This is a genomic window from Enterobacter sp. Taxon_2, from assembly GCF_058355295.1.
Genome location: NZ_CM178024.1, coordinates 3791980 through 3811887 on the forward strand (window position 1 = coordinate 3791980; position 19908 = coordinate 3811887).

Below are 19908 nucleotides of genomic sequence, written 5' to 3' on the forward strand. Positions count from 1 at the left end.
AAGAACCCAGTATGGTAAAGCATCCGCAACACCTCAAGGAAGCGGTACGCACCTCCCCCACGCAAATCCGCGCTTTTTTACACCGAAAATCATTCACCACGTCAATTAACTTTCAAAATAATCCATTTTCCTTTCATTGTGAGATCTAACTAACACTTTAAAACCTTTCAAAGTGATTATTATTAGCCACAGATAGACAAAAACAAACGCCCCACAGGAGAGAAGAATGATAGAAACCATCACCCACGGCGCCGAGTGGTTCATCGGGCTGTTTCAGAAAGGCGGAGAAGTGTTCACCGGCATGGTGACCGGGATCCTGCCCCTGCTGATCAGCCTGCTGGTGATCATGAACGCGCTGATCAACTTTATCGGCCAGCAGCGTATTGAACGCTTCGCCCAGCGCTGTGCCGGGAATCCGCTGTCCCGCTACCTGATACTGCCCTTTATCGGCACCTTCGTGTTCTGCAACCCGATGACCTTAAGCCTCGGTCGCTTTATGCCAGAGAAGTACAAGCCGAGCTATTACGCCGCCGCCTCCTACAGCTGCCATTCGATGAACGGCCTGTTCCCGCACATTAACCCCGGCGAGCTGTTTGTTTACCTCGGGATCGCCAGCGGTCTCACCACGCTTGGCCTGCCGCTCGGCCCGCTGGCGGTGAGCTATCTGCTGGTCGGCCTGGTCACCAACTTCTTCCGCGGCTGGGTGACGGACCTCACCACCGCCATTTTTGAGAAAAAAATGGGCATCCAGCTTGAACAGAAAGTTCATCTTTCAGGAGCCACAGCATGAAACGGATCCGCATTGAGAAAGGCACGGGCGGCTGGGGCGGCCCGCTGGAGTTCGACGCCACCGAAGGCAAAAAGATTGTTTACATCACCGCGGGGACGCGCCCGGCGATCGTCGACAGGCTGCGCGAGCTAACCGGTTGGGAAGCGGTCGACGGCTTCAAGGAAGGGGAACCGCCGGAAGCGGAAATCGGCGTAGCGGTGATCGACTGCGGCGGCACGCTGCGCTGCGGCATCTACCCGAAGCGCCGCATTCCGACGGTGAACATTCACTCCACCGGAAAATCCGGCCCGCTGGCGCAGTACATTCTTGAAGACATTTATGTCTCAGGCGTGAAGGAGGACAACATCACGCTGGTGAATGGCAACCCCGCGCCGCAAAAAGCGGCCCCGCGCGAGTACGACACCAGCAAGAAAATCACCGAGCAGAGCGACGGCCTGCTGGCGAAGGTCGGGATGGGCATGGGTTCCGCCGTGGCGGTGCTGTTCCAGTCCGGGCGCGACACCATCGACACTGTGCTGAAGACCATTCTGCCGTTTATGGCGTTCGTCTCGGCGCTGATCGGCATCATCATGGCCTCCGGCCTGGGCGACTGGATTGCCCACGGCCTCGCCCCACTCGCCAGCCACCCGCTCGGCCTGGTGACGCTGGCGCTGATCTGCTCCTTCCCGCTGCTGTCGCCGTTCCTCGGCCCGGGCGCGGTGATTGCTCAGGTCATCGGCGTGCTGATTGGCGTGCAGATTGGTCTGGGGAACATTCCTCCGCACCTCGCCCTGCCCGCCCTGTTTGCCATTAACGCCCAGGCAGCGTGCGATTTCATCCCCGTGGGGCTGTCGCTGGCGGAAGCGCGCCAGGACACCGTGCGCGTGGGCGTGCCGTCCGTGCTGGTCAGCCGCTTCCTGACGGGCGCGCCGACGGTGCTGATTGCCTGGTTTGTCTCCGGCTTTATTTATCAATAAGAGGTTCCTGCGATGACCGTGATTTACCAGACCACCATTACCCGCATCGGCCAGAGCGCCGCCGACGCGCTGAGCGACCAGATGCTAATCACCTTCCGCGAAGGGGCGCCTGCGGATATCGAAGAGTTTTGCTTTATCCACTGCCACGGCGAGCTGAAGGGCGAGCTGAAGGCAGGAAGCCAGCTGGAGCTGGGCGAGGCGCGCTATGCCGTCACCGCCGTCGGCGACGTCGCTGAACAAAACCTGCGCGAGCTGGGCCACATCACCCTGCGTTTCGACGGCCAGCCGCAGGCGGAGTATCCCGGCACGGTTCACGTTGAGGGTCCGGTTCCGCAGGCTGTTACCCCAGGCTGCACGTTAAAATTTGTTGCGTAATTAAGGAGATAGACATGAGTCAGGTTGCCGTTGTCATTGGTGGGGGACAAACCTTAGGCGAGTTCCTCTGCCGTGGGCTTGCCGCAGAGGGTTACCGCGTGGCGGTAGTGGACATCCAGAGTGAAAAAGCCGCCCGCGTGGCGGACACCATCAACACCGAGTTTGGTGAAGGAATGGCGTACGGTTTTGGCGCCGACGCCACCAGCGAGCAGAGCGTGATGGCGCTGTCCCGCGGCGTGGACGAGATTTTTGGCCGTACCGACCTGCTGGTCTACAGCGCGGGAATTGCGAAAGCGGCCTTTATCAGCGATTTCGAGCTGGGGGATTTTGACCGCTCGCTGCAGGTCAATCTGGTGGGCTATTTCCTCTGTGCCCGCGAGTTTTCCCGTCTGATGATCCGCGACGGCATTCAGGGGCGCATCATTCAGATCAACTCTAAATCGGGGAAAGTGGGCAGCAAGCATAACTCCGGCTACAGCGCAGCGAAGTTTGGCGGCGTGGGGCTGACGCAGTCTCTGGCGCTGGATCTGGCCGAATACGGCATTACCGTTCACTCGCTGATGCTCGGCAACCTGCTGAAATCGCCGATGTTCCAGTCCCTGCTGCCGCAGTACGCCACCAAGCTCGGCATCAAGGCGGAAGAAGTGGAGCAGTACTACATCGATAAAGTGCCGCTGAAGCGCGGGTGCGATTATCAGGACGTGCTGAACATGCTGCTATTTTACGCCAGCCCGAAAGCCTCGTACTGCACCGGACAGTCGATTAACGTCACCGGTGGGCAGGTCATGTTCTGAGTTCATTCCCCGGTGGCGCTGCGCTTACCGGGGCTACAACACCACGTAGGCCGGGTAAGGCGCAGCCGCCACCCGGCAATTAAAGGAGCCGATATGGTCACCGCACTCATCACCGTTGCCACCCTCGCCTGGCTCTGCCAGATGGCGTTCGGCGGCTGGCAAATCCACCAGTTTAACCGCGCGTTTGATGCCCTGTGTCAGAAAGGTCGCGTCGGAGTCGGACGTTCCGGCGGACGCTTCAAACCGCGGGTCGTCGTGGCTATTGCGCTGGATGAAAACAATAACGTCTGCGATTCACTGCTCATGCGCGGCATGACCGTCTTTGCCCGTCCGGTGAAAATCCAGGCAATTAACGGCATTTCGTTGCAGGAATTGCAGCCTGATGTGATCTTTCCCCATGATCCACTCTGTCAGAATGCACTATCATTAGCGCTTAATCTGAAACATGGATAATTTCGTTGTGAAAGCTATAGACTTGCGAAATTATCATTTCGCAACCTAAGGAACGAAGCGCCTATGAAACCTCGTCAGCGGCAGGCGGCCATTCTCGAACATCTGCAAAAGCAGGGAAAATGTTCGGTAGAGGATCTGGCCCACTACTTTGACACCACCGGCACGACAATACGCAAGGACCTGGTATTGCTCGAAAACTCTGGCGCCGTCATTCGAACCTACGGCGGCGTGGTGCTCAATAAGGATGAAGCGGACCCGCCTATCGATCACAAAACGCTGATCAACACCCACCAAAAGGCGCTGATTGCCGAAGCGGCGGTGAAATTTATCCACGATGGCGACTCCATCATTCTGGATGCCGGCAGTACCGTCCTGCAGATGATCCCGCTGCTCAGCCGCTTTAACAACATCACGGTGATGACCAACAGCCTGCACATCGTCAACGCACTGTCGGAGAACGACTGCGAGCAGACCATCCTGATGCCCGGCGGGACCTTCCGCAAAAAATCCGCCTCATTTCACGGCCAGCTGGCGGAGAACGCCTTCGACCACTTCAGCTTTGATAAACTGTTCATGGGCACCGATGGCATCGACCTGAACGCGGGCGTTACGACGTTCAACGAGGTGTTCAGCGTCAGTAAAGCCATGTGCAACGCCGCGCGGGAAGTAATTTTGATGGCAGACTCGTCGAAGTTTGGCCGCAAAAGCCCCAACATCGTCTGTAGCCTGGAAAGCGTTGATAAGCTGATTACCGACGCGGGTATCGACCCGGCGTTCAGGAAAGCGCTGGAAGAGAAAGGCATCGACGTGATCGTAACCGGAGAAAGAGATGAGTGATTTTCTGTTAGAAACGGGCCGCCAGACGCTGATGCTGGAACTGCAGGAAGCCAGCCGCCTGCCGGAACGTCTGGGCGTGGATTTTGTCCGCGCCGCCAACACCATTATCCACTGCGAAGGCAAAGTGATCGTGGCAGGCATCGGTAAATCCGGCCATATCGGCAAAAAGATTGCTGCGACGCTCGCCAGCACCGGCACCCCGGCGTTCTTCGTGCATCCTGCAGAGGCGCTGCACGGCGATCTGGGGATGATAGAAAGCCGCGACGTAATGCTGTTTATCTCCTACTCCGGTTCGGCCAAAGAGCTGGACCTGATTATTCCGCGCCTGCAGGAAAAATCGGTCGCCCTGCTGGCGATGACCGGGAAATCCCGCTCGCCGCTGGCGCTGGCCGCCAAAGCGACGCTGGATATTTCCGTTGAGCGTGAAGCCTGTCCGATGCACCTCGCTCCGACCTCCAGCACCGTCAACACGCTGATGATGGGCGACGCGCTGGCGATGGCGGTAATGCAGGCGCGCGGCTTTAACGAAGAAGATTTCGCCCGCTCGCATCCGGCGGGCGCGCTCGGCGCACGCCTGCTCAACAAGGTTCACCACCTGATGCGCACCGACGATGCTATTCCGCAGGTCAAACTCGATACCAGCGTCATGGACGCGATGCTGGAGCTGAGCCGCACCGGCCTGGGGCTGGTAGCGGTGTGCGATGACGACGGGTACGTCAAAGGCGTGTTCACCGACGGCGACCTGCGCCGCTGGCTGGTGGGCGGCGGCAAGCTGGAAACCAAAGTGTCGGACGCTATGACACAGGGCGGGCTGACGCTGAACGCCGAGAGCCGCGCCATTGAAGCCAAAGAGGTGCTGATGAAGCGCAAAATCACCGCCGCGCCGGTGGTGGATGACGCCGGCAGACTGTGCGGTGCCATCAACCTGCAGGACTTCTATCAGGCCGGGATTATCTAACCCTTCAGTCCGAGACGCTTCGCCAGCCGGTGCAGGTTGGCGACGTCCATCTCCAGCGTCCGGGCGCACGCCGCCCAGTTACGGTTATTCTGCTCCAGCGCGCGGGTAATCATCTGACGCTGAAACGCCTCCGTGGCTTCACGCAGATTTTCATTCGCTATCCCTGGCGCCGCCTGCACGACAGCCGGTGTGGTTTCATCCTGCAGCGCAAAATGGCGCGCGTGGATCACCACTTCGTCACCCGAACGCGTCGCCCGCGCCAGCACCACCGCACGGTGGATCGCATGCTCCAGCTCGCGCACGTTGCCCGGCCAGCCGTAGCTCAACAGATGCGCCCTCGCTCCCGGGCTCAGCACCACGCGGGAAAGCCCCATCCGGAGACGGCACTGCTCGCAGAAATAGCCCGCCAGCAGCACCACGTCGTCCCCGCGCTCGCGCAGCGGCGGCACGGTAAGTGGGAACACGCTCAGGCGGTGGAACAGGTCGGCGCGGAACTGCCCGGCCAGCACCGCTTCACGCAGGTCACGGTTGGTCGCCGCCAGCACGCGAACGTCCACTCTGTGACTGCGGTCATCCCCCACGCGCTGGATGTCGCCATACTGCAACACGCGCAGCAGCTTGGCCTGTAGCGACAGCGACAGCTCGCCAATTTCATCCAGAAACAGCGTACCGTTATCGGCCATTTCAAACTTGCCGCTGCGGTTGCTGATGGCCCCGGTAAACGCTCCCTTAACGTGACCAAACAGCTCGCTTTCCGCCACGCTCTCCGGCAGCGCGGCGCAGTTGAGGTACACCAGCGGGTTAACCGCGCGCGGCGAGGCTTCGTGAATGGACTTAGCCACCAGCTCCTTACCGGTGCCGGTTTCGCCGAAGATCAGCACGTTCAAATCTGAGGCGGCAACAATCTCAATCTCTTTTTTGAGCTGCGCCATGCCCGGCGAGAGGCCAATCATCTCTGTGTGCGTTATCTGCTCAAACGCCGCCGGGCTGCCGGGAAGAATATTCTGGCTCTCCAGCTGTTCAATCAGCAGCGCGTTGTTAAGCGCCCCGGCGGCCAGCGCCGCAATGAGGCGCAACTCTTCATCGCTGAAAGTATCGAACTGGTCCGGCGACATGCCGTCGAGGGTCAGCGCCCCAATCAGGTTTTGCCCGGCAAACAGCGGCAGGCCGATACAGGCGTGCACCTTCAGGCTCTCCTGGCCGGGAATAAGCCCGTCGTACGGATCGGGCAAGTCGCTGTCCGCCGGGAAGCGCACCACGTCACCCGCGCGGGCGATAGTTTCCAGACGCGGATGGCCTTCAAGGGCAAAGCGCCGTCCGAGCACATCCTTCGCCAGGCCGTCGATCGCCAGGGGAATAAACTGCCGTCCTTCGTAGCGCAGTAGCGCCGAGGCGTCGCACGCCAGCACGTGGCGCAGCGTGGAGATCAGCCGCTGAAAGCGGTCCTGATGGCCGATACCGGTTTGCAGCTCAATGGCGATCTTCGCCAGCACGTCTACGGAAAAGCTCATGTCTGCCTCGCTGTCATTTTGACAATACATGTTGTCATAGTGACACTGTTTTGAATAGTCATAATGACTACCCATTACGGATCATAAAAATATTAATTAAGTAAAATCAATAAATTAAAAGTTGGCACGCAACTTGATATAAGCAAAACATCTTATTTGAAAATGCTGTATTACGTAGAGGTTGCTATGTCTATTCTGGTTAAAAATAACATTCATTGGGTCGGTCAACGTGACTGGGAAGTGCGCGATTTCCACGGGACGGAATACAAAACGCTGCGCGGCAGCAGCTACAACAGCTATCTCATCCGCGAAGGAAAAAACGTGCTGATCGATACCGTCGATCACAAGTTCAGCCGCGAGTTCGTGCAGAACCTGCGCAGCGAAATCGATCTCGACGCCATCGATTACATCATCATCAACCACGCGGAAGAAGATCACGCCGGGGCACTGACCGAGCTGATGTCTTACATCCCGAACACACCTATCTACTGCACCACCAACGCCATCGACTCGATCAACGGCCACCACCACCATCCGGAGTGGAACTTCCACACCGTGAAAACCGGCGACGCGCTGGATATCGGTAATGGCAAGCAGCTGATCTTCGTGGAAACCCCGATGCTGCACTGGCCGGACAGCATGATGACCTACATGACCGGTGACGCGGTGCTGTTCAGCAACGACGCCTTCGGCCAGCACTACTGCGACGAACGTTTGTTTAATGACGAAGTGGATCAGACAGAGCTGTTCGAGCAGTGCCAGCGGTACTATGCCAACATCCTGACCCCGTTCAGCCGCCTGGTCACGCCAAAAATCACCGAAATCCTCGGCTTCAACCTGCCGGTGGAGATGATTGCCACCTCCCACGGCGTGGTGTGGCGTGAGAACCCGACCCAGATCGTCGAGCTGTACCTGAAGTGGGCGGCGGACTATCAGGAAGACCGCATCACTATTTTCTACGACACCATGTCCAACAACACCCGCATGATGGCGGACGCCATTGCGCAGGGCATCAACGAAGTGGACCCGAACGTGGCGGTGAAAATCTTCAATGTGGCGCGCAGCGATAAGAATGAGGTGTTAACCAACGTGTTCCGCTCTAAGGGCGTGCTGGTGGGCACCTCCACCATGAACAACGTGATGATGCCGAAAATTGCCGGTCTGGTAGAAGAGATGACAGGCCTGCGCTTTCGCAACAAGCGCGCCAGCGCCTTTGGCTCCCACGGCTGGAGCGGCGGCGCGGTAGACCGTCTCTCCACCCGCTTACAGGATGCGGGCTTTGAGATGTCCATGAGCCTGAAGGCCAAGTGGCGCCCGGATATCGACGCCCTGGAGATCTGTCGCCAGCACGGTCGCGACATTGCCCATCAGTGGGCGCTCGCTCCGCTGCCGGAAGTGGCGGCAAAAGCACCCGAACAGCAGGAAGCCTGCGCATGTGCCGCCGCGGCAGCCGCCGATCTCGGCCCGCGCATGCAGTGCAGCGTCTGCCAGTGGATTTACGATCCTGACCTGGGCGAACCGCTGCAGGATGTTGCCCCGGGCACGCCGTGGCGCGACGTGCCGGACAATTTCCTCTGCCCGGAATGTTCCCTCGGTAAGGACGTCTTTGACGAACTGGGTACGGAGGCAAAATGAGCAACGGTATCGTCATCATCGGCTCGGGCTTTGCCGCCCGTCAGCTGGTGAAAAACATCCGCAAGCAGGATGCCAGCGTGCCGCTGACGGTGATTGCCGCCGACAGCATGGACGAGTACAACAAACCTGATTTAAGCCACGTTATTAGCCAGAATCAGCGCGCCCAAGACCTCACCCGCCAGACGGCGGGGGAGTTCGCGGAACAGTTCAACCTGCGTCTGTTTCCGTACACCTGGGTCACCGATATCGACGCCGCCGCACACGTGGTGAAAGCGAAGGAGAAAACCTGGCAGTACGACAGGCTGGTGCTGGCCACGGGAGCCTCCGCGTTTGTGCCGCCGGTTGAGGGCCGCGAGCTGATGCTCACCCTCAACAGCCAGCAGGCGTATCAGGCCAGCGAAACGGCGCTTCGCGACGCACAGCGCGTGATGATTGTCGGCGGCGGACTGATAGGCAGCGAACTGGCGATGGATTTCAGCCGGGCAGGCAAAGCCGTTACCCTGGTCGACCATGCGGCGAGCATTCTGTCGGCGCTGATGCCCGCAGAAGTAAGCAGTCGCTTACAGCATCGTCTGACTGACATGGGGGTGCATCTGCTGCTGAAATCGCAGCTGCAAAGCCTGCGCAAAACCGAAGGCGGTATTCGTGCCACGCTCGACCGCAGCCGCAGCGTTGAGGTGGATGTGGTTATCGCGGCGACGGGCCTGCGCCCGGAAACTGCGCTGGCGCATCGTGCAGGCGCCGAAACAGGCCGTGGCGTGAAGGTAAATAGCTACCTTCAAACCACGCAGCCCGATATTTACGCGTTAGGCGACTGCGCTGAAATCAACGGTCAGGTGCTGCCTTTCCTGCAGCCGATACAGCTGAGCGCCATGTATCTGGCGAAAAACCTGCTCGGCGGCAGCGCACCGCTGAAACTCCCCGCCATGCTGGTGAAGGTTAAAACGCCAGAGTTACCGTTGCATCTTGCGGGGGAGACGCAGCGCATGGATCTGAGCTGGCAGATTGCCATTGAACCTCACGGAATGGTTGCACGCGGCTCTGACGCCGAAGGTCAGGTACGCGCCTTTGTGGTTAGCGAAGATCGGATGAAGGAGGCTTTCGCTCTGCTTAAATCGCTGCCCGTGTAACCCGTAATCTCTTGCCACGCTCACTTAACCATTGGATTATATTATCCGTAGCCCCGATGTCCCGGGGCCTTTTTTTTGCGAATTCTATTCAGGACATAAATACAAATAAGATAAATCAACACCATTAATCCCTTAACCATTACATCCATCAATATTTAAATACGGAACACCTGATAAACACCAGCCTGTTTTATTCCCTGTTTTCGGCTTATCCTAAAAATAGACCCATTAGCCGGAGACATCCCATGACCACCTTTAGCAAAGAACTCAACTACCTTTCCGCCTATTTTAAACAGGCTAAAAAATCAGAACATATTTTGTTTCGCTGGCTCTACCTCAGCCCGGAGGCGCGCATAGAGCGCCTGCGAGAACTGATGATGCCGGTGAGTAAACGTGATAACTGAAGCACGACCAGTTTAAAACCGGAACAAATTAGTTACTTCATCATTGTTTATGCCGTGAACAATTCGCTGATAAAATATAATAAAAATTAATTTATTCCGCATCACATTTTTATTACAGGGACTTTCACATTAAAATAAAAGGTGTTATTTTTCGTCGTGAATTAAGTCCTTTTTGGAATCCACTCTCATGAACGCATTTAGTTATCTGCAACGTCTGGGTAAAGCCCTGATGTTGCCAATCGCCACCCTGCCCGTTGCAGCGATATTATTACGCCTCGGGCAGCCTGATGTTTTTAATATTCCGTTTATAGCCAGCGCCGGTGGCGGTATCTTTGACAGTCTACCCTTGTTGTTTGCCTTAGGGATCGCCATTGGTCTGGCAAAAGACAACGCCGGTGCTGCAGCCCTCGCAGGGGCGGTGGGTTTCCTGGTGCTTACCAAAGCCACGGCCGTCATAAACTCATCCATTAACATGTCCTTCTTCGCCGGGATCATTGCCGGTGTCGTCGCGGGTCACTGCTACAACCGTTTCTCAAACACCAAACTTCCGGACTTTCTCGCCTTCTTTGCGGGCAAACGCCTGGTGCCGATCGTAACCGGGCTTATTTGCCTGTTCATCGCCTGGATTTGCGGGTATGTCTGGCCTTCCGTGCAGCACGGTATTGATACCTTCAGCCTGTTTGTCTCCCGCAGCGGCGAACCGGGATGGTTTATTTATGGTGTCCTGAACCGCGCGCTAATCCCCTTCGGTTTGCATTATATTCTGCACTCCGTCTTCTGGTTTAGCCTCGGCGACTGTCTGAAAGTGACTTACGATGCCGCCAGCGCGGTACACAATATCTGTCTGGCCCCTGACGTGGTAAAAGGGCTGGTGGTTGGCGGTGCTGTACCGGGTATTGACGGTTCCAGCATCACGCAGATTGCAACCGACCTGACCCGTGGCGACCTTAACCGCTTCTTTGCCGGTGACCCGCATGCAGGCGTTTACATGGCCTGGGCTTACCCGATCTTTATGGGAGGCCTGCCGGGTGCTGCGCTGGCGATGTATTTCGCCGCACCGAAAGCACGTCGCGCTACCGTAGGGGGGATGCTGCTTTCCGTGGCTCTGACCGCTTTCCTGACCGGCATTACCGAGCCCATCGAGTTCTCCTTCCTGTTCCTTGCCCCTGCTCTGTATGCGCTGCATGCGGTACTGGCGGGCGTGAGCATGGTGATCACCAACAGCCTCGGCGTACTGCACGGTTTTGGTTTCTCTGCCGGGCTTATCGACTTCGTTCTCAACTGGGGACTGGCTACTAAGCCGTGGATCCTGATCCCACTGATCGTGCTGTTCTTCGCGATCTACTTTGTCGTATTCACCTTCGCGATCCGCTTCTTTAAGCTGAAAACGCCGGGCCGCGAAGACGAAGAGGCTGTAGCGGGTAATTCTGACGATCAAAGCGAAGCCATCGCACAATACATCGCGGCACTGGGTGGCAAAGACAACCTCAGGATTGTCGATGCCTGCATTACCCGCCTGCGCCTGACGCTCGTTGATAACAGCGTGCTGGATGAGCCCGTGCTGAAATCGCTGGGCGCGAAAGGTATTCTCAAAATGGGTACGCAGAATGCGCAGGTTATTCTGGGCCCGCAGGCAGAAAGCATTGCGCTAAAGATTCGGGCACAGCTTGAAATCTGACGCTGCATAATCCGGTTCCCTCTCCGCCCTGGAGGGGGAACAAAACCGGAACACTTTATCAATCCAGACCTTAATTATTCCGCAAAAAAACCTACACTCTCACCATCCACCTTTTATCCAGGGTACGTCGACATGCGCCAGCTTCAGAAAATCCGTCAGTATCAACGGCTTTATCAACACTATGGCGCAGAGCCAAAGCCGACGACTATTGCTGAAGTCGCCGAGGTGGCGCTGTGCAGTGAACGTCATGCACGTACCCTGTTGCGCCAGCTGGCGCAGAGCGGATGGTTAAGCTGGAATGCTCAGCCGGGACGGGGACATCGCGCCATCTTGCACTGCCTGACAACCACCAGCGAACTCAGCGCCCCTCTGATGCACGCCTGCCTGGAGAAGGGCGATTACCAGAGCGCGCTGCAGCTGGCTGATGGCGATCCAGCCAGCCTGCATCACATCATCACACCCTTTTTAGGCGGAAAGTGGCTTAAGCACCAGCCAACCCTGCGCATTCCCTGGTATCGTCCACTGACGTCGCTTCATCCGGCGCTTCAGCGTCGTCGCGCTGAGCAGCACATTATCTGCGCCGTACACGCGGGATTAACGCGCTACATGCCCGGTCAGCCGCATCCAGTACCTGATCTAGCCCATCACTGGGAATTCAACGAAGACAAACGCCGCTGGCGTTTTTACCTGCGCAGCGGTGCGCACTGGCACAATGGGCAAGCTATCAGCGATGAAGATATCCTCATTGCGCTGCAACAGGTATTGGCCGATCCGGCACGCAATGCAGGTCTGACTCACGTCTGCAAGGCGTTGCTTATTGCCCCCTGGTGTCTGGAGATACAGCTGACCATCCCCGATGCGATGCTGGCGCATCGTCTCGCGCACCACGTATGCCGCCTGCCACATCCACAGCAACCGGACATCGGTGCCGGGCCCTTTGCCATTGCGCACCACCATTCTCACTACCTGCGCCTGGAGCGCCAGCCCTGGTATTTTGCTGCCCATCCGCTACTGCATGCGATAGAGTTCTGGCGAACCCGTACGGAGGCGCAAAAGCCGGCGTGGATCACCGTCGGGAAAGGACAAAATGCGCAGGCAGCGGTAACGTCCACCAGCGGCGGATTCGCCTGGCTAATGGTAAACGCCAGGTTACCCGAGCCGCTTGCGGCCTGGCTACGTCAGGAAATTCAGAGCATTACTCATCAACAGTTTCTCCATCGGGATGATTTAGAAACCCAAACGGAAATACTGCCAGGCCTGACACCACCGCAATACCCGCAGGCTTCGGAAGCGATGCTTCCCGCCACGCTTTCGCTGGTTTGCTACCACACACCTGAACTGTGCGAACTGGCCGATATTCTGCGCGCGCGCCTGAAAAAGCACAGCTGCAACGTGACGGTGAAATGGAAAGATCGCGAAGAGTGGCATGGTCATAACGCGCTGGATCAGGCCGATCTTTTGTTGGGTGACTATCTGGCGGGTGAACTGCCAGGCTTTGCCCTGGTGGAGTGGTTTTTTGATGAGCCTGCGTGGGCCACGGCCTTAGGCGAGGCCACCTGGCAAGAAGAGAAGCAGAAACTGATGGGTTATTGTGAAAGTGAGGAGACCCTGAATAATCACCTGCCCTCCTTCTTTCATTCCTTGCTGGAAAGCGGCGCCTGTACGCCGCTTTTCCACTACCGCTACCGTCTTAACACCCTGGAAAACGTGCAGGACATTGTGCTGACCGCCAGCGGCTGGCTTGATTTTACCCGCGCCTGGCTACCCCCTGCTCAGGATCGCACCACCAGCGCGTCGTAGCCGCGCCAGCGGTAGTTGACCATGGAGATCAGCCAGCAGGCAACGAACAGCCCGACCACCACAAACCCGGCGTTGCCCAGGTTGTCGTTTACCGCGCCAATCAGATCCCAGACGCCGCCGCTGAGGGCAAATTTATCCATCAGCAGACCCAGCGCTTCCAGCCCGCCGATAAACAGCGCCACCACCACGGAGGTGCCGGTGATGGTCATGTTGTAATAGAGCTTGCGCTGCGGCTTGTTAAACGCCCAGCCGTAGGCACCGACCATCAACAGGTTATCGAGGGTATCCACCAGCGCCATGCCGCTGGCGAAGAGCGCCGGGAAGATCATGATTGACCACACCGACATCCCGCTGGAGGCACTGGCGGCAGAGATCCCCAGCACGCCAATCTCGGTGGCCGTGTCAAAGCCGAGGCCAAACAGGAAACCGACCAGGTACATCTGCCAGCTTTTATTGACGAGGCGGAAGGTCTTGCCAAACAGCCAGTTCATGACGCCGCCCTGGGCAGGGAGCGTGATATCGCCCTGCACGGGCCTGCCGTGTTTCAGCGCCTGAAAACTGCGCCAGACGCCGCGCAGGATCACCATATTCACCAGCGCCATCGCCAGCAGGAAGGTCGCGGAAACGGCGGTACCAATCAGGCTGCCAGTTTCGTGGAACCATTCCATGTTTTTCTGAAACGCCGTGGCGGTAGCGGCGATGGCAATGGAGGCCAGCACCACGATGGTGGAGTGGCCCAGCGAGAACCACGCCCCCACGCCGGACGGGCGTTTGCCCTGCTGCATCATCTTACGCGTCACGGTATCAATGGCGGCAATGTGGTCAGCGTCCACCGCGTGTCGCAGCCCGTAGCACCACGCCAGCAGACTTGCCGCCATCAGCGCCGTGCTGCCGCTAAAGGTGTGCCATGCCCATCCCCAGGCCAGCAGGTTTGCCATTACCAGAGCCAGCAGCAGGAGCGCGGCGCGAGGTTCATTGCGTAACAGTCGTAACATTTTTAGTCCTTTGTAAACATGACCGGGCAGCGGCGACCACCGCCTGCCCGAAGGAGATCGCTCCGTCACCTGCGGGCAGGCGCGAAGGAAAAAGAAGCGTAAAGTCAGAAAGGTAATGACGCAGGCGCGCGCGCAGCAGACGGTTGTGTAATACCCCGCCGCTGAGACAGATTGTCGACAGCGATAAGCGCCGGGCATGGAACGCAGCGAGCTCCGCCAGCCCTTTTGCCAGCGCGTCGTGAAACGCCCACGCGCGCTCGCAGGGCTCTGCCTGCCAGCTCAGCCACTGCTGCCAGAAAAGCGCGAAGTCTTCCACCGACAGCGTAACCGGGTGTTCGACGCCGTTGCACTGTGCCGCCAGCGCTTCCAGCCTGCAGGCCGCTTCACCTTCCCAGGATTGGGTTTCGATACCCAGCGCGCAGGCGACGGCATCAAACAGGCGACCGCACGACGACGCCCGCGGCGAGTTGACGCCGCGCTGGATAGCCTTCGCCAGCAGCGGCCAGTTCTGACGCTGTACCGCGCGCGTTTCCGGATAGTGCTGCCAGTCAGGGACAAACGCCAGACACTGGGCGAGCAGGTTGCGCCACGGCTGCCGCGCCGCCAGATCGCCCCCCGGCAGCGCAACGGCAGGCAGGCCACCTAAATGCGCGCACTCGAGATAGTTGACACGCAGGCACTCCCCGCCCCACAGCGCGCCGTTTTCCCCCATGCCGATCCCGTCCAGCGTCAGGGCGATAACATCTCCGCCCTCCCGCGGCCAGCCGTTTTCGGCCAGGCACGCCGCCGCGTGGGCGTGATGATGCAGCACGGTTTCAACGGGCAGCCCCTGCGCCTGCGCCCACTGGCGCGCACGGTACCCCGGATGGGCGTCGCACACCACGCGCTCAGGACAGAAGGCGTAGATGTCCTGCATCGTCGAGAGTGCGCCGCGCCACTGCGCTTCGACACCCTCGTCACCGAGATCGCCAAAATGCTGGCTCAGCACCGCCTGGTTGCCACGCACCAGGCAGAAGGTGTTTTTCATCTCCGCACCGGTGCATAACGTGGCGGGGATATTATCGAAACCCGCAGGCAACGTGATGGCATCCGGCACAAAACCGCGCGCCCGGCGCAGCATTGCGCCGTCCCGATCCACCACCGAATCGTCCATTCGTTGAAGAATATCGCGATTGTGCAGCAGGAAGCCGTCCGCGATGCCGCTGAGCTCCTCCAGCGCCTGCCGGTTGGTGATGGCAGGCGGCCTGCCGCTAAGGTTGCCGGAAGTCATCACCAGCGGTCGCTGGCAGTCCATCATCAGCAAATGCTGCAGCGGGTTCGCGGGAAGCATGATGCCCACGGAATCCAGACCGGGCGCGATACCTTCCGGGAACGCGGGCAGCCAGGCTTTTGGCGTGAGCACAATGGGTGCGGCGGGTGAGCGTAGCAGCGTCTGAACCGTCTCCGGCAGGTCATCCGCATGTGGGATCATCACCGCCAGCGGCTTCGCGGGCCGCTGCTTGCGTGACCGAAGCGTCGCGACCGCCTGCGGGTTACGCGCGTCACAGACGAGGTGAAAGCCGCCCAGCCCTTTAACCGCGACTATGCCGCCGCTTTTCAGCATCGCCACCGCTGCGCGCAGCGCAGCCTCGCGCTCAGCAGTCATGTCGCCCGCACGCCACATAAGCGCGGGCCCGCAGTCCGGGCAGGCGACCGGCTGGGCGTGAAAACGGCGGTCGGCAGGATTGCGGTACTCGGCTTCACACGGCCCACAGAGCGGGAACGGCGCCATTGCCGTGGCCGGGCGGTCGTAGGGCATGGCGCGGATAATGGTAAACCGCGGCCCGCAGTGGGTGCAGTTGATAAACGGATAGCGATAACGGCGTTCGCGTGGGTCGCACATCTCAGCCAGACACGCCGGACAGGTGGCGGCATCCGGCACAATCTGGGTGTCCATAGTCCCGGCCGCGCTGTGGCGGATGGTAAAGTCCTCCGGTACGTGCGCCCAGGTAAACGGCTGCGCTTCCACGCGGTCAATGCGTGCCAGCGGCGGGCAGTCCTGATGCAGCCTCGCGGTAAAGGCCCCCCCATTACCCGCGAGGCGCACCAGCACGCCCTCTCCGTCATTGCAGACGTCACCGGTCAACTGAAGCGCCTGCGCCAGCTGCCAGACGAAGGGACGAAACCCGACGCCCTGCACCTTGCCGCGCACGCGCAGCTGAACGCCGTTGCTGCTCATACGGTTCAGAACAGCAGCGATGACGAGGTGTCGAACGCCGCGCGACGGCGCTTTTCGGCGCTCATCTGCTCAAGCTTGTCGCGATCCACGCAGACCAGCGCGTGCGTCGGGCAGGCTTCCATACAGGCCGGGCCGGCGTCGCGGTGGTAGCACAGGTCACATTTGTTGGCTTCGGCTTTGTCCGCGCGCACGCTCAGTCCCATACCGCTGTTGCGTACCACCGGACGGACCACCACCTCCATCGCGCCGTACGGGCAGGCGACCACGCAGGTTTTGCAGCCAATGCAGCGCTCCTGCATCACGTGCACAAAGCCCTTCTCGCGTTTAATCGCCCCGTTCGGGCAGACGTTGGCGCACGGTGCGTCTTCGCACTGGCGACAGATAGCGGCGGTGGAAATATTCACGCCTTTGATGACGTGGATGCGCGGCAAAAACGTGTCAGGGGTAAGCGACGCGCAGTCCTGCTCCGCCTGATGGGAAACCACGCACGCCACTTCACAGGTACGGCAACCAATACACTTACTGGCATCGGCCATAATAAAACGGTTCATCTGCTTCTCCAGCATTACAGTTATGCCCGGAGATATTCATAAACCGTGCCAATAATTAAATTATTGATTTTATTTGGTTTTAAAAATAAAAGCGGTGCTGTCATCGTCACTTATGACGATGACAGCTGTCGACATCAGCGGTGCGGGCCGTCAATAACCGAGTCGCGCAGGACAAGCTCGCCGGAGAAAATTTGCTGATATTTAAACTCGCCGCCGTCGAGCATGAAGATCAGGCGGCTGATGGTCTCTTTGATCATCTCCGTTACCGGGATGCGTACGCTGGAAAGCGACGGCACAATGTAAGGCGCGATGGCCACGTCGTCAAAACCGATCACCGACACCGCGTCCGGTGCGGCTACGCCGCTGTCGTGCAGCTGCTTCATGGCGCCAATTGCCATGTCGTCATTACTCGCCACCAGCGCCGTAAAGCGTTCACCGCGAGCAAGCAGTTCGGACACCGCCGCCGCGCCGCTGGCGGGGTTCCACTTCCCCTGCGCAATCAGCCCCTCGCGCAGCGGAATACCGTGCTGCGCCAGCGCGTCCTTATAGCCGGAGAGACGCTCAACCCCGGTGGGAGAATCCAGCGAGCCGGTGATAAAGGCGATCTCCCGATGCCCTTTCGCAATCAGCTGTGACACCGCGTCCTGGCTGGAGGCTTTATGATCGGACCACACGCTGTGGCTGCTGTTTTTCCGCAGGCGGCGGTTGAGTACCATAATGGGCTGCTCGCACTTCTCGACGATCTCATCCATCTCTTCCACGCTCAGAAAACGCGGATAGATGATCACCGCGTCGCAGCGCATATCGAGCAAATACTGGATCGCCTCGCGCTCTTCATCCGCGCTGTGCTTGCCGTCCGCGAGGATCAGCTGCCGCCCTTTCTCTTCCGTCATGCGCGCGGCGTGAAACAGCAACTCGCTAAAGTAGACGCCGTGATAAAGGGTGTTCGTCACCACCAGGCCCAGCGTCTGGGTACGTTTGGTCGCCAGGTTGCGCGCCAGCAAATTTGGGCGATAGCCGCTCTCTTCAATGGCCTGAAAAACCCTGTCTTTGGTCTCCTGGCTGACATAGCCATTGCCCGACAGCACCCGGGACACCGTGGCTTTCGAAACGCCTGCCCGCTTCGCCACTTCAAGCATCGTGGTCATGTTGTTATTCCGTCTGCATCTGATGGAGCGCAGTGTACTGCACTGCAGAAAAATTGTCGCAGCGGTGAAATCACGCTTTGGGTTCCTGCTGGTGATCGGCGTCACGAAATAAAAAAATGGTCAAAAAGCGATCTTGTTTCATCCAAAGAAACTCATGATGATTATGTGGAACCGGTTTCCTACATTTCATACAACGATAACAGGATCACATCCGATGGCCAAAAATTACGCTGCGCTGGCGAACGACGTTGTCAGCGCGCTGGGTGGCAAAGAGAATATCGTCGCCGTCACCCACTGCATGACGCGACTTCGTTTCGTTCTGAAAGACGAAAGCCTTACCGACACCGCGCGCCTGAAAAGCATCAGCGGCGTGCTCGGCGTGGTGCGCACCGACAACCAGTGCCAGGTGATTATTGGCAATACCGTTTCACAGGCGTATCGAGAAGTGGTGAGCCTGCTGCCAACCAGCCTGCAGCCTGCCGTACCGGAAGGCCCGCAAAAGCTGACCCTGCGCCGCATTGGCGCCGGGATCCTCGACGCGCTGATCGGCACCATGTCCCCGCTGATCCCGGCGATCATCGGCGGCTCAATGGTCAAGCTGCTGGCGATGATCCTTGAGATGACCGGCGTGCTGCCCAAAGGCGCGCCGACGCTCACTATTCTGACCGTCATCGGCGACGGCGCGTTCTTCTTCCTGCCGCTGATGGTGGCGGCCTCGGCGGCGGTGAAGTTCAAAACCAACATGTCGCTGGCCATCGCCATTGCGGGCGTGCTGGTGCACCCGAGCTTTATCGAGCTGATGGCGAAAGCCGCGCAGGGCGAGCACGTCGAGTTCGCCTTTATCCCGGTGACGGCGGTGAAATACACCTACACTGTCATCCCCGCGCTGGTGATGACCTGGTGCCTGTCATACATCGAGCGCTGGGTGGATCGCATCACCCCGGCGGTAACCAAAAACTTCCTCAAGCCGATGCTGATCGTGCTGATTGCCGCCCCGCTCGCCATCGTGCTGATTGGGCCGCTGGGGATCTGGATCGGTAGCGCCATCTCCGCGCTGGTTTACACCATTCACGGCTATCTGGGCTGGCTCTCCGTGGCCATCATGGGCGCGCTGTGGCCGCTGCTGGTCATGACCGGGATGCACCGCGTGTTTACGCCAACCATCATTCAGACCATTGCCGAAACGGGCAAAGAAGGGATGGTCATGCCGTCGGAAATCGGCGCTAACCTGTCGCTCGGCGGCTCGTCACTGGCGGTGGCGTGGAAAACCAAAAACCCGGAGTTGCGCCAGACGGCACTGGCGGCGGCGGCCTCCGCTATTATGGCGGGGATCTCTGAACCGGCCCTGTACGGCGTGGCGGTGCGTCTGAAACGTCCGCTGATCGCGAGCCTGATCAGCGGCTTTATCTGCGGCGCGGTGGCGGGCATGGCCGGTCTCGCCAGCCACTCGATGGCGGCACCGGGGCTGTTTACCAGCGTACAGTTCTTCGACCCGGCGAACCCGATGACCATCGTCTGGGTGTTTGGCGTAATGGGTCTGGCAGTGGTGCTGTCGTTTGTTCTGACCCTGATACTGGGCTTTGAGGATATTCCGGTCGAAGACGACGCCGAAAAAGCGCGCGCCCTGCAGACCGCACCGGTACAGAACAACGCAGCAAAAGCATAAATTGAAAGC

At 59.0% G+C, this 19908-nt stretch carries 18 protein-coding genes; 13 read left to right on the forward strand and 5 right to left on the reverse strand.

Annotated features, from left to right (window positions below; all coding sequences use genetic code 11):
• Window positions 1-226 precede the first annotated feature (226 nt).
• From srlA to gutQ, 7 genes are all read left to right on the forward strand, one after another.
• Window positions 227-790 carry a PTS glucitol/sorbitol transporter subunit IIC gene (gene srlA, locus AC4IC4_RS17950; RefSeq protein ID WP_003862164.1) on the forward strand — a complete coding sequence of 188 codons (564 nt, stop codon included), beginning with the start codon at window positions 227-229 and terminating at the stop codon, window positions 788-790.
• Complete coding sequence (gene srlE, locus AC4IC4_RS17955) at window positions 787-1746, forward strand: PTS glucitol/sorbitol transporter subunit IIB (protein WP_491471630.1); 960 nt, start codon at window positions 787-789, stop codon at window positions 1744-1746. The genes srlA and srlE overlap by 4 nt, the downstream gene beginning before the upstream one ends.
• Before the next feature lie 12 nt (window positions 1747-1758).
• Window positions 1759-2121 carry a PTS glucitol/sorbitol transporter subunit IIA gene (gene srlB, locus AC4IC4_RS17960; RefSeq protein WP_095452131.1) on the forward strand — a complete coding sequence of 121 codons (363 nt, stop codon included), beginning with the start codon at window positions 1759-1761 and terminating at the stop codon, window positions 2119-2121.
• A gap of 14 nt (window positions 2122-2135) precedes the next feature.
• Window positions 2136-2915 carry a sorbitol-6-phosphate dehydrogenase gene (gene srlD, locus AC4IC4_RS17965; protein ID WP_491471631.1) on the forward strand — a complete coding sequence of 260 codons (780 nt, stop codon included), beginning with the start codon at window positions 2136-2138 and terminating at the stop codon, window positions 2913-2915.
• Between the two features lie 93 nt (window positions 2916-3008).
• On the forward strand, window positions 3009-3368 hold the full coding sequence (gutM, locus tag AC4IC4_RS17970; RefSeq protein ID WP_048029241.1) for a transcriptional regulator GutM: 360 nt from the start codon (window positions 3009-3011) through the stop codon (window positions 3366-3368).
• Window positions 3369-3431: 63 nt separating this feature from the next.
• Window positions 3432-4205, forward strand: a complete 774-nt coding sequence (srlR, locus tag AC4IC4_RS17975; RefSeq protein WP_024907708.1) for a glucitol operon DNA-binding transcriptional repressor SrlR — start codon at window positions 3432-3434, stop codon at window positions 4203-4205.
• Entirely contained in the window at window positions 4198-5163 is a 966-nt protein-coding gene (gene gutQ, locus AC4IC4_RS17980; RefSeq protein WP_491471632.1) for an arabinose-5-phosphate isomerase GutQ, read from the forward strand. The genes srlR and gutQ overlap by 8 nt, the downstream gene beginning before the upstream one ends.
• Here gutQ and norR read toward each other — a convergent pair.
• Window positions 5160-6674 carry a nitric oxide reductase transcriptional regulator NorR gene (gene norR, locus AC4IC4_RS17985; RefSeq protein WP_491471633.1) on the reverse strand — a complete coding sequence of 505 codons (1515 nt, stop codon included), beginning with the start codon at window positions 6672-6674 and terminating at the stop codon, window positions 5160-5162. The genes gutQ and norR overlap by 4 nt on opposite strands.
• A 186-nt stretch (window positions 6675-6860) precedes the next feature.
• Here norR and norV point away from each other — a divergent pair, with 186 nt between their 5' ends.
• The 5 genes from norV to AC4IC4_RS18010 all read left to right on the forward strand — a co-directional run bounded on the left by norV (window position 6861) and on the right by AC4IC4_RS18010 (window position 13321).
• Complete coding sequence (gene norV, locus AC4IC4_RS17990; RefSeq protein ID WP_463727266.1) at window positions 6861-8309, forward strand: anaerobic nitric oxide reductase flavorubredoxin; 1449 nt, start codon at window positions 6861-6863, stop codon at window positions 8307-8309.
• Complete coding sequence (gene norW / locus AC4IC4_RS17995) at window positions 8306-9439, forward strand: NADH:flavorubredoxin reductase NorW (RefSeq protein ID WP_491471634.1); 1134 nt, start codon at window positions 8306-8308, stop codon at window positions 9437-9439. The genes norV and norW overlap by 4 nt, the downstream gene beginning before the upstream one ends.
• A gap of 245 nt (window positions 9440-9684) precedes the next feature.
• Window positions 9685-9843, forward strand: a complete 159-nt coding sequence (locus AC4IC4_RS18000; RefSeq protein WP_162837374.1) for a hypothetical protein — start codon at window positions 9685-9687, stop codon at window positions 9841-9843.
• Between the two features lie 187 nt (window positions 9844-10030).
• A complete protein-coding gene (gene nagE / locus AC4IC4_RS18005) occupies window positions 10031-11521 on the forward strand; it encodes an N-acetylglucosamine-specific PTS transporter subunit IIBC (protein WP_491471635.1) in 1491 nt (496 codons plus the stop codon).
• Between the two features lie 132 nt (window positions 11522-11653).
• Window positions 11654-13321 carry an SgrR family transcriptional regulator gene (locus AC4IC4_RS18010; RefSeq protein ID WP_491471636.1) on the forward strand — a complete coding sequence of 556 codons (1668 nt, stop codon included), beginning with the start codon at window positions 11654-11656 and terminating at the stop codon, window positions 13319-13321.
• Here the strand turns inward: AC4IC4_RS18010 and AC4IC4_RS18015 are convergent.
• From AC4IC4_RS18015 to AC4IC4_RS18030, 4 genes are all read right to left on the reverse strand, one after another.
• Window positions 13294-14316 (reverse strand): HoxN/HupN/NixA family nickel/cobalt transporter, encoded by a 1023-nt coding sequence (locus AC4IC4_RS18015; RefSeq protein WP_248165739.1) that lies wholly within the window; start codon window positions 14314-14316, stop codon window positions 13294-13296. The genes AC4IC4_RS18010 and AC4IC4_RS18015 overlap by 28 nt on opposite strands.
• The gene (hypF, locus tag AC4IC4_RS18020; RefSeq protein ID WP_491471637.1) at window positions 14294-16534 is read right to left on the reverse strand and encodes a carbamoyltransferase HypF; all 2241 of its coding nucleotides are present in this window, start codon (window positions 16532-16534) and stop codon (window positions 14294-14296) included. Before hypF ends, AC4IC4_RS18015 begins: the two co-directional genes overlap by 23 nt.
• 5 nt (window positions 16535-16539) lie before the next feature.
• Entirely contained in the window at window positions 16540-17085 is a 546-nt protein-coding gene (gene hydN, locus AC4IC4_RS18025) for an electron transport protein HydN (protein ID WP_029739520.1), read from the reverse strand.
• Window positions 17086-17219: 134 nt separating this feature from the next.
• Window positions 17220-18233 (reverse strand): LacI family DNA-binding transcriptional regulator, encoded by a 1014-nt coding sequence (locus AC4IC4_RS18030; protein ID WP_032648032.1) that lies wholly within the window; start codon window positions 18231-18233, stop codon window positions 17220-17222.
• Window positions 18234-18447: 214 nt separating this feature from the next.
• On the opposite strand from AC4IC4_RS18030, the gene ascF reads away from it, so the two are divergent.
• Window positions 18448-19899, forward strand: a complete 1452-nt coding sequence (gene ascF, locus AC4IC4_RS18035; RefSeq protein ID WP_061714559.1) for a PTS cellobiose/arbutin/salicin transporter subunit IIBC — start codon at window positions 18448-18450, stop codon at window positions 19897-19899.
• Window positions 19900-19908: the final 9 nt, after the last annotated feature.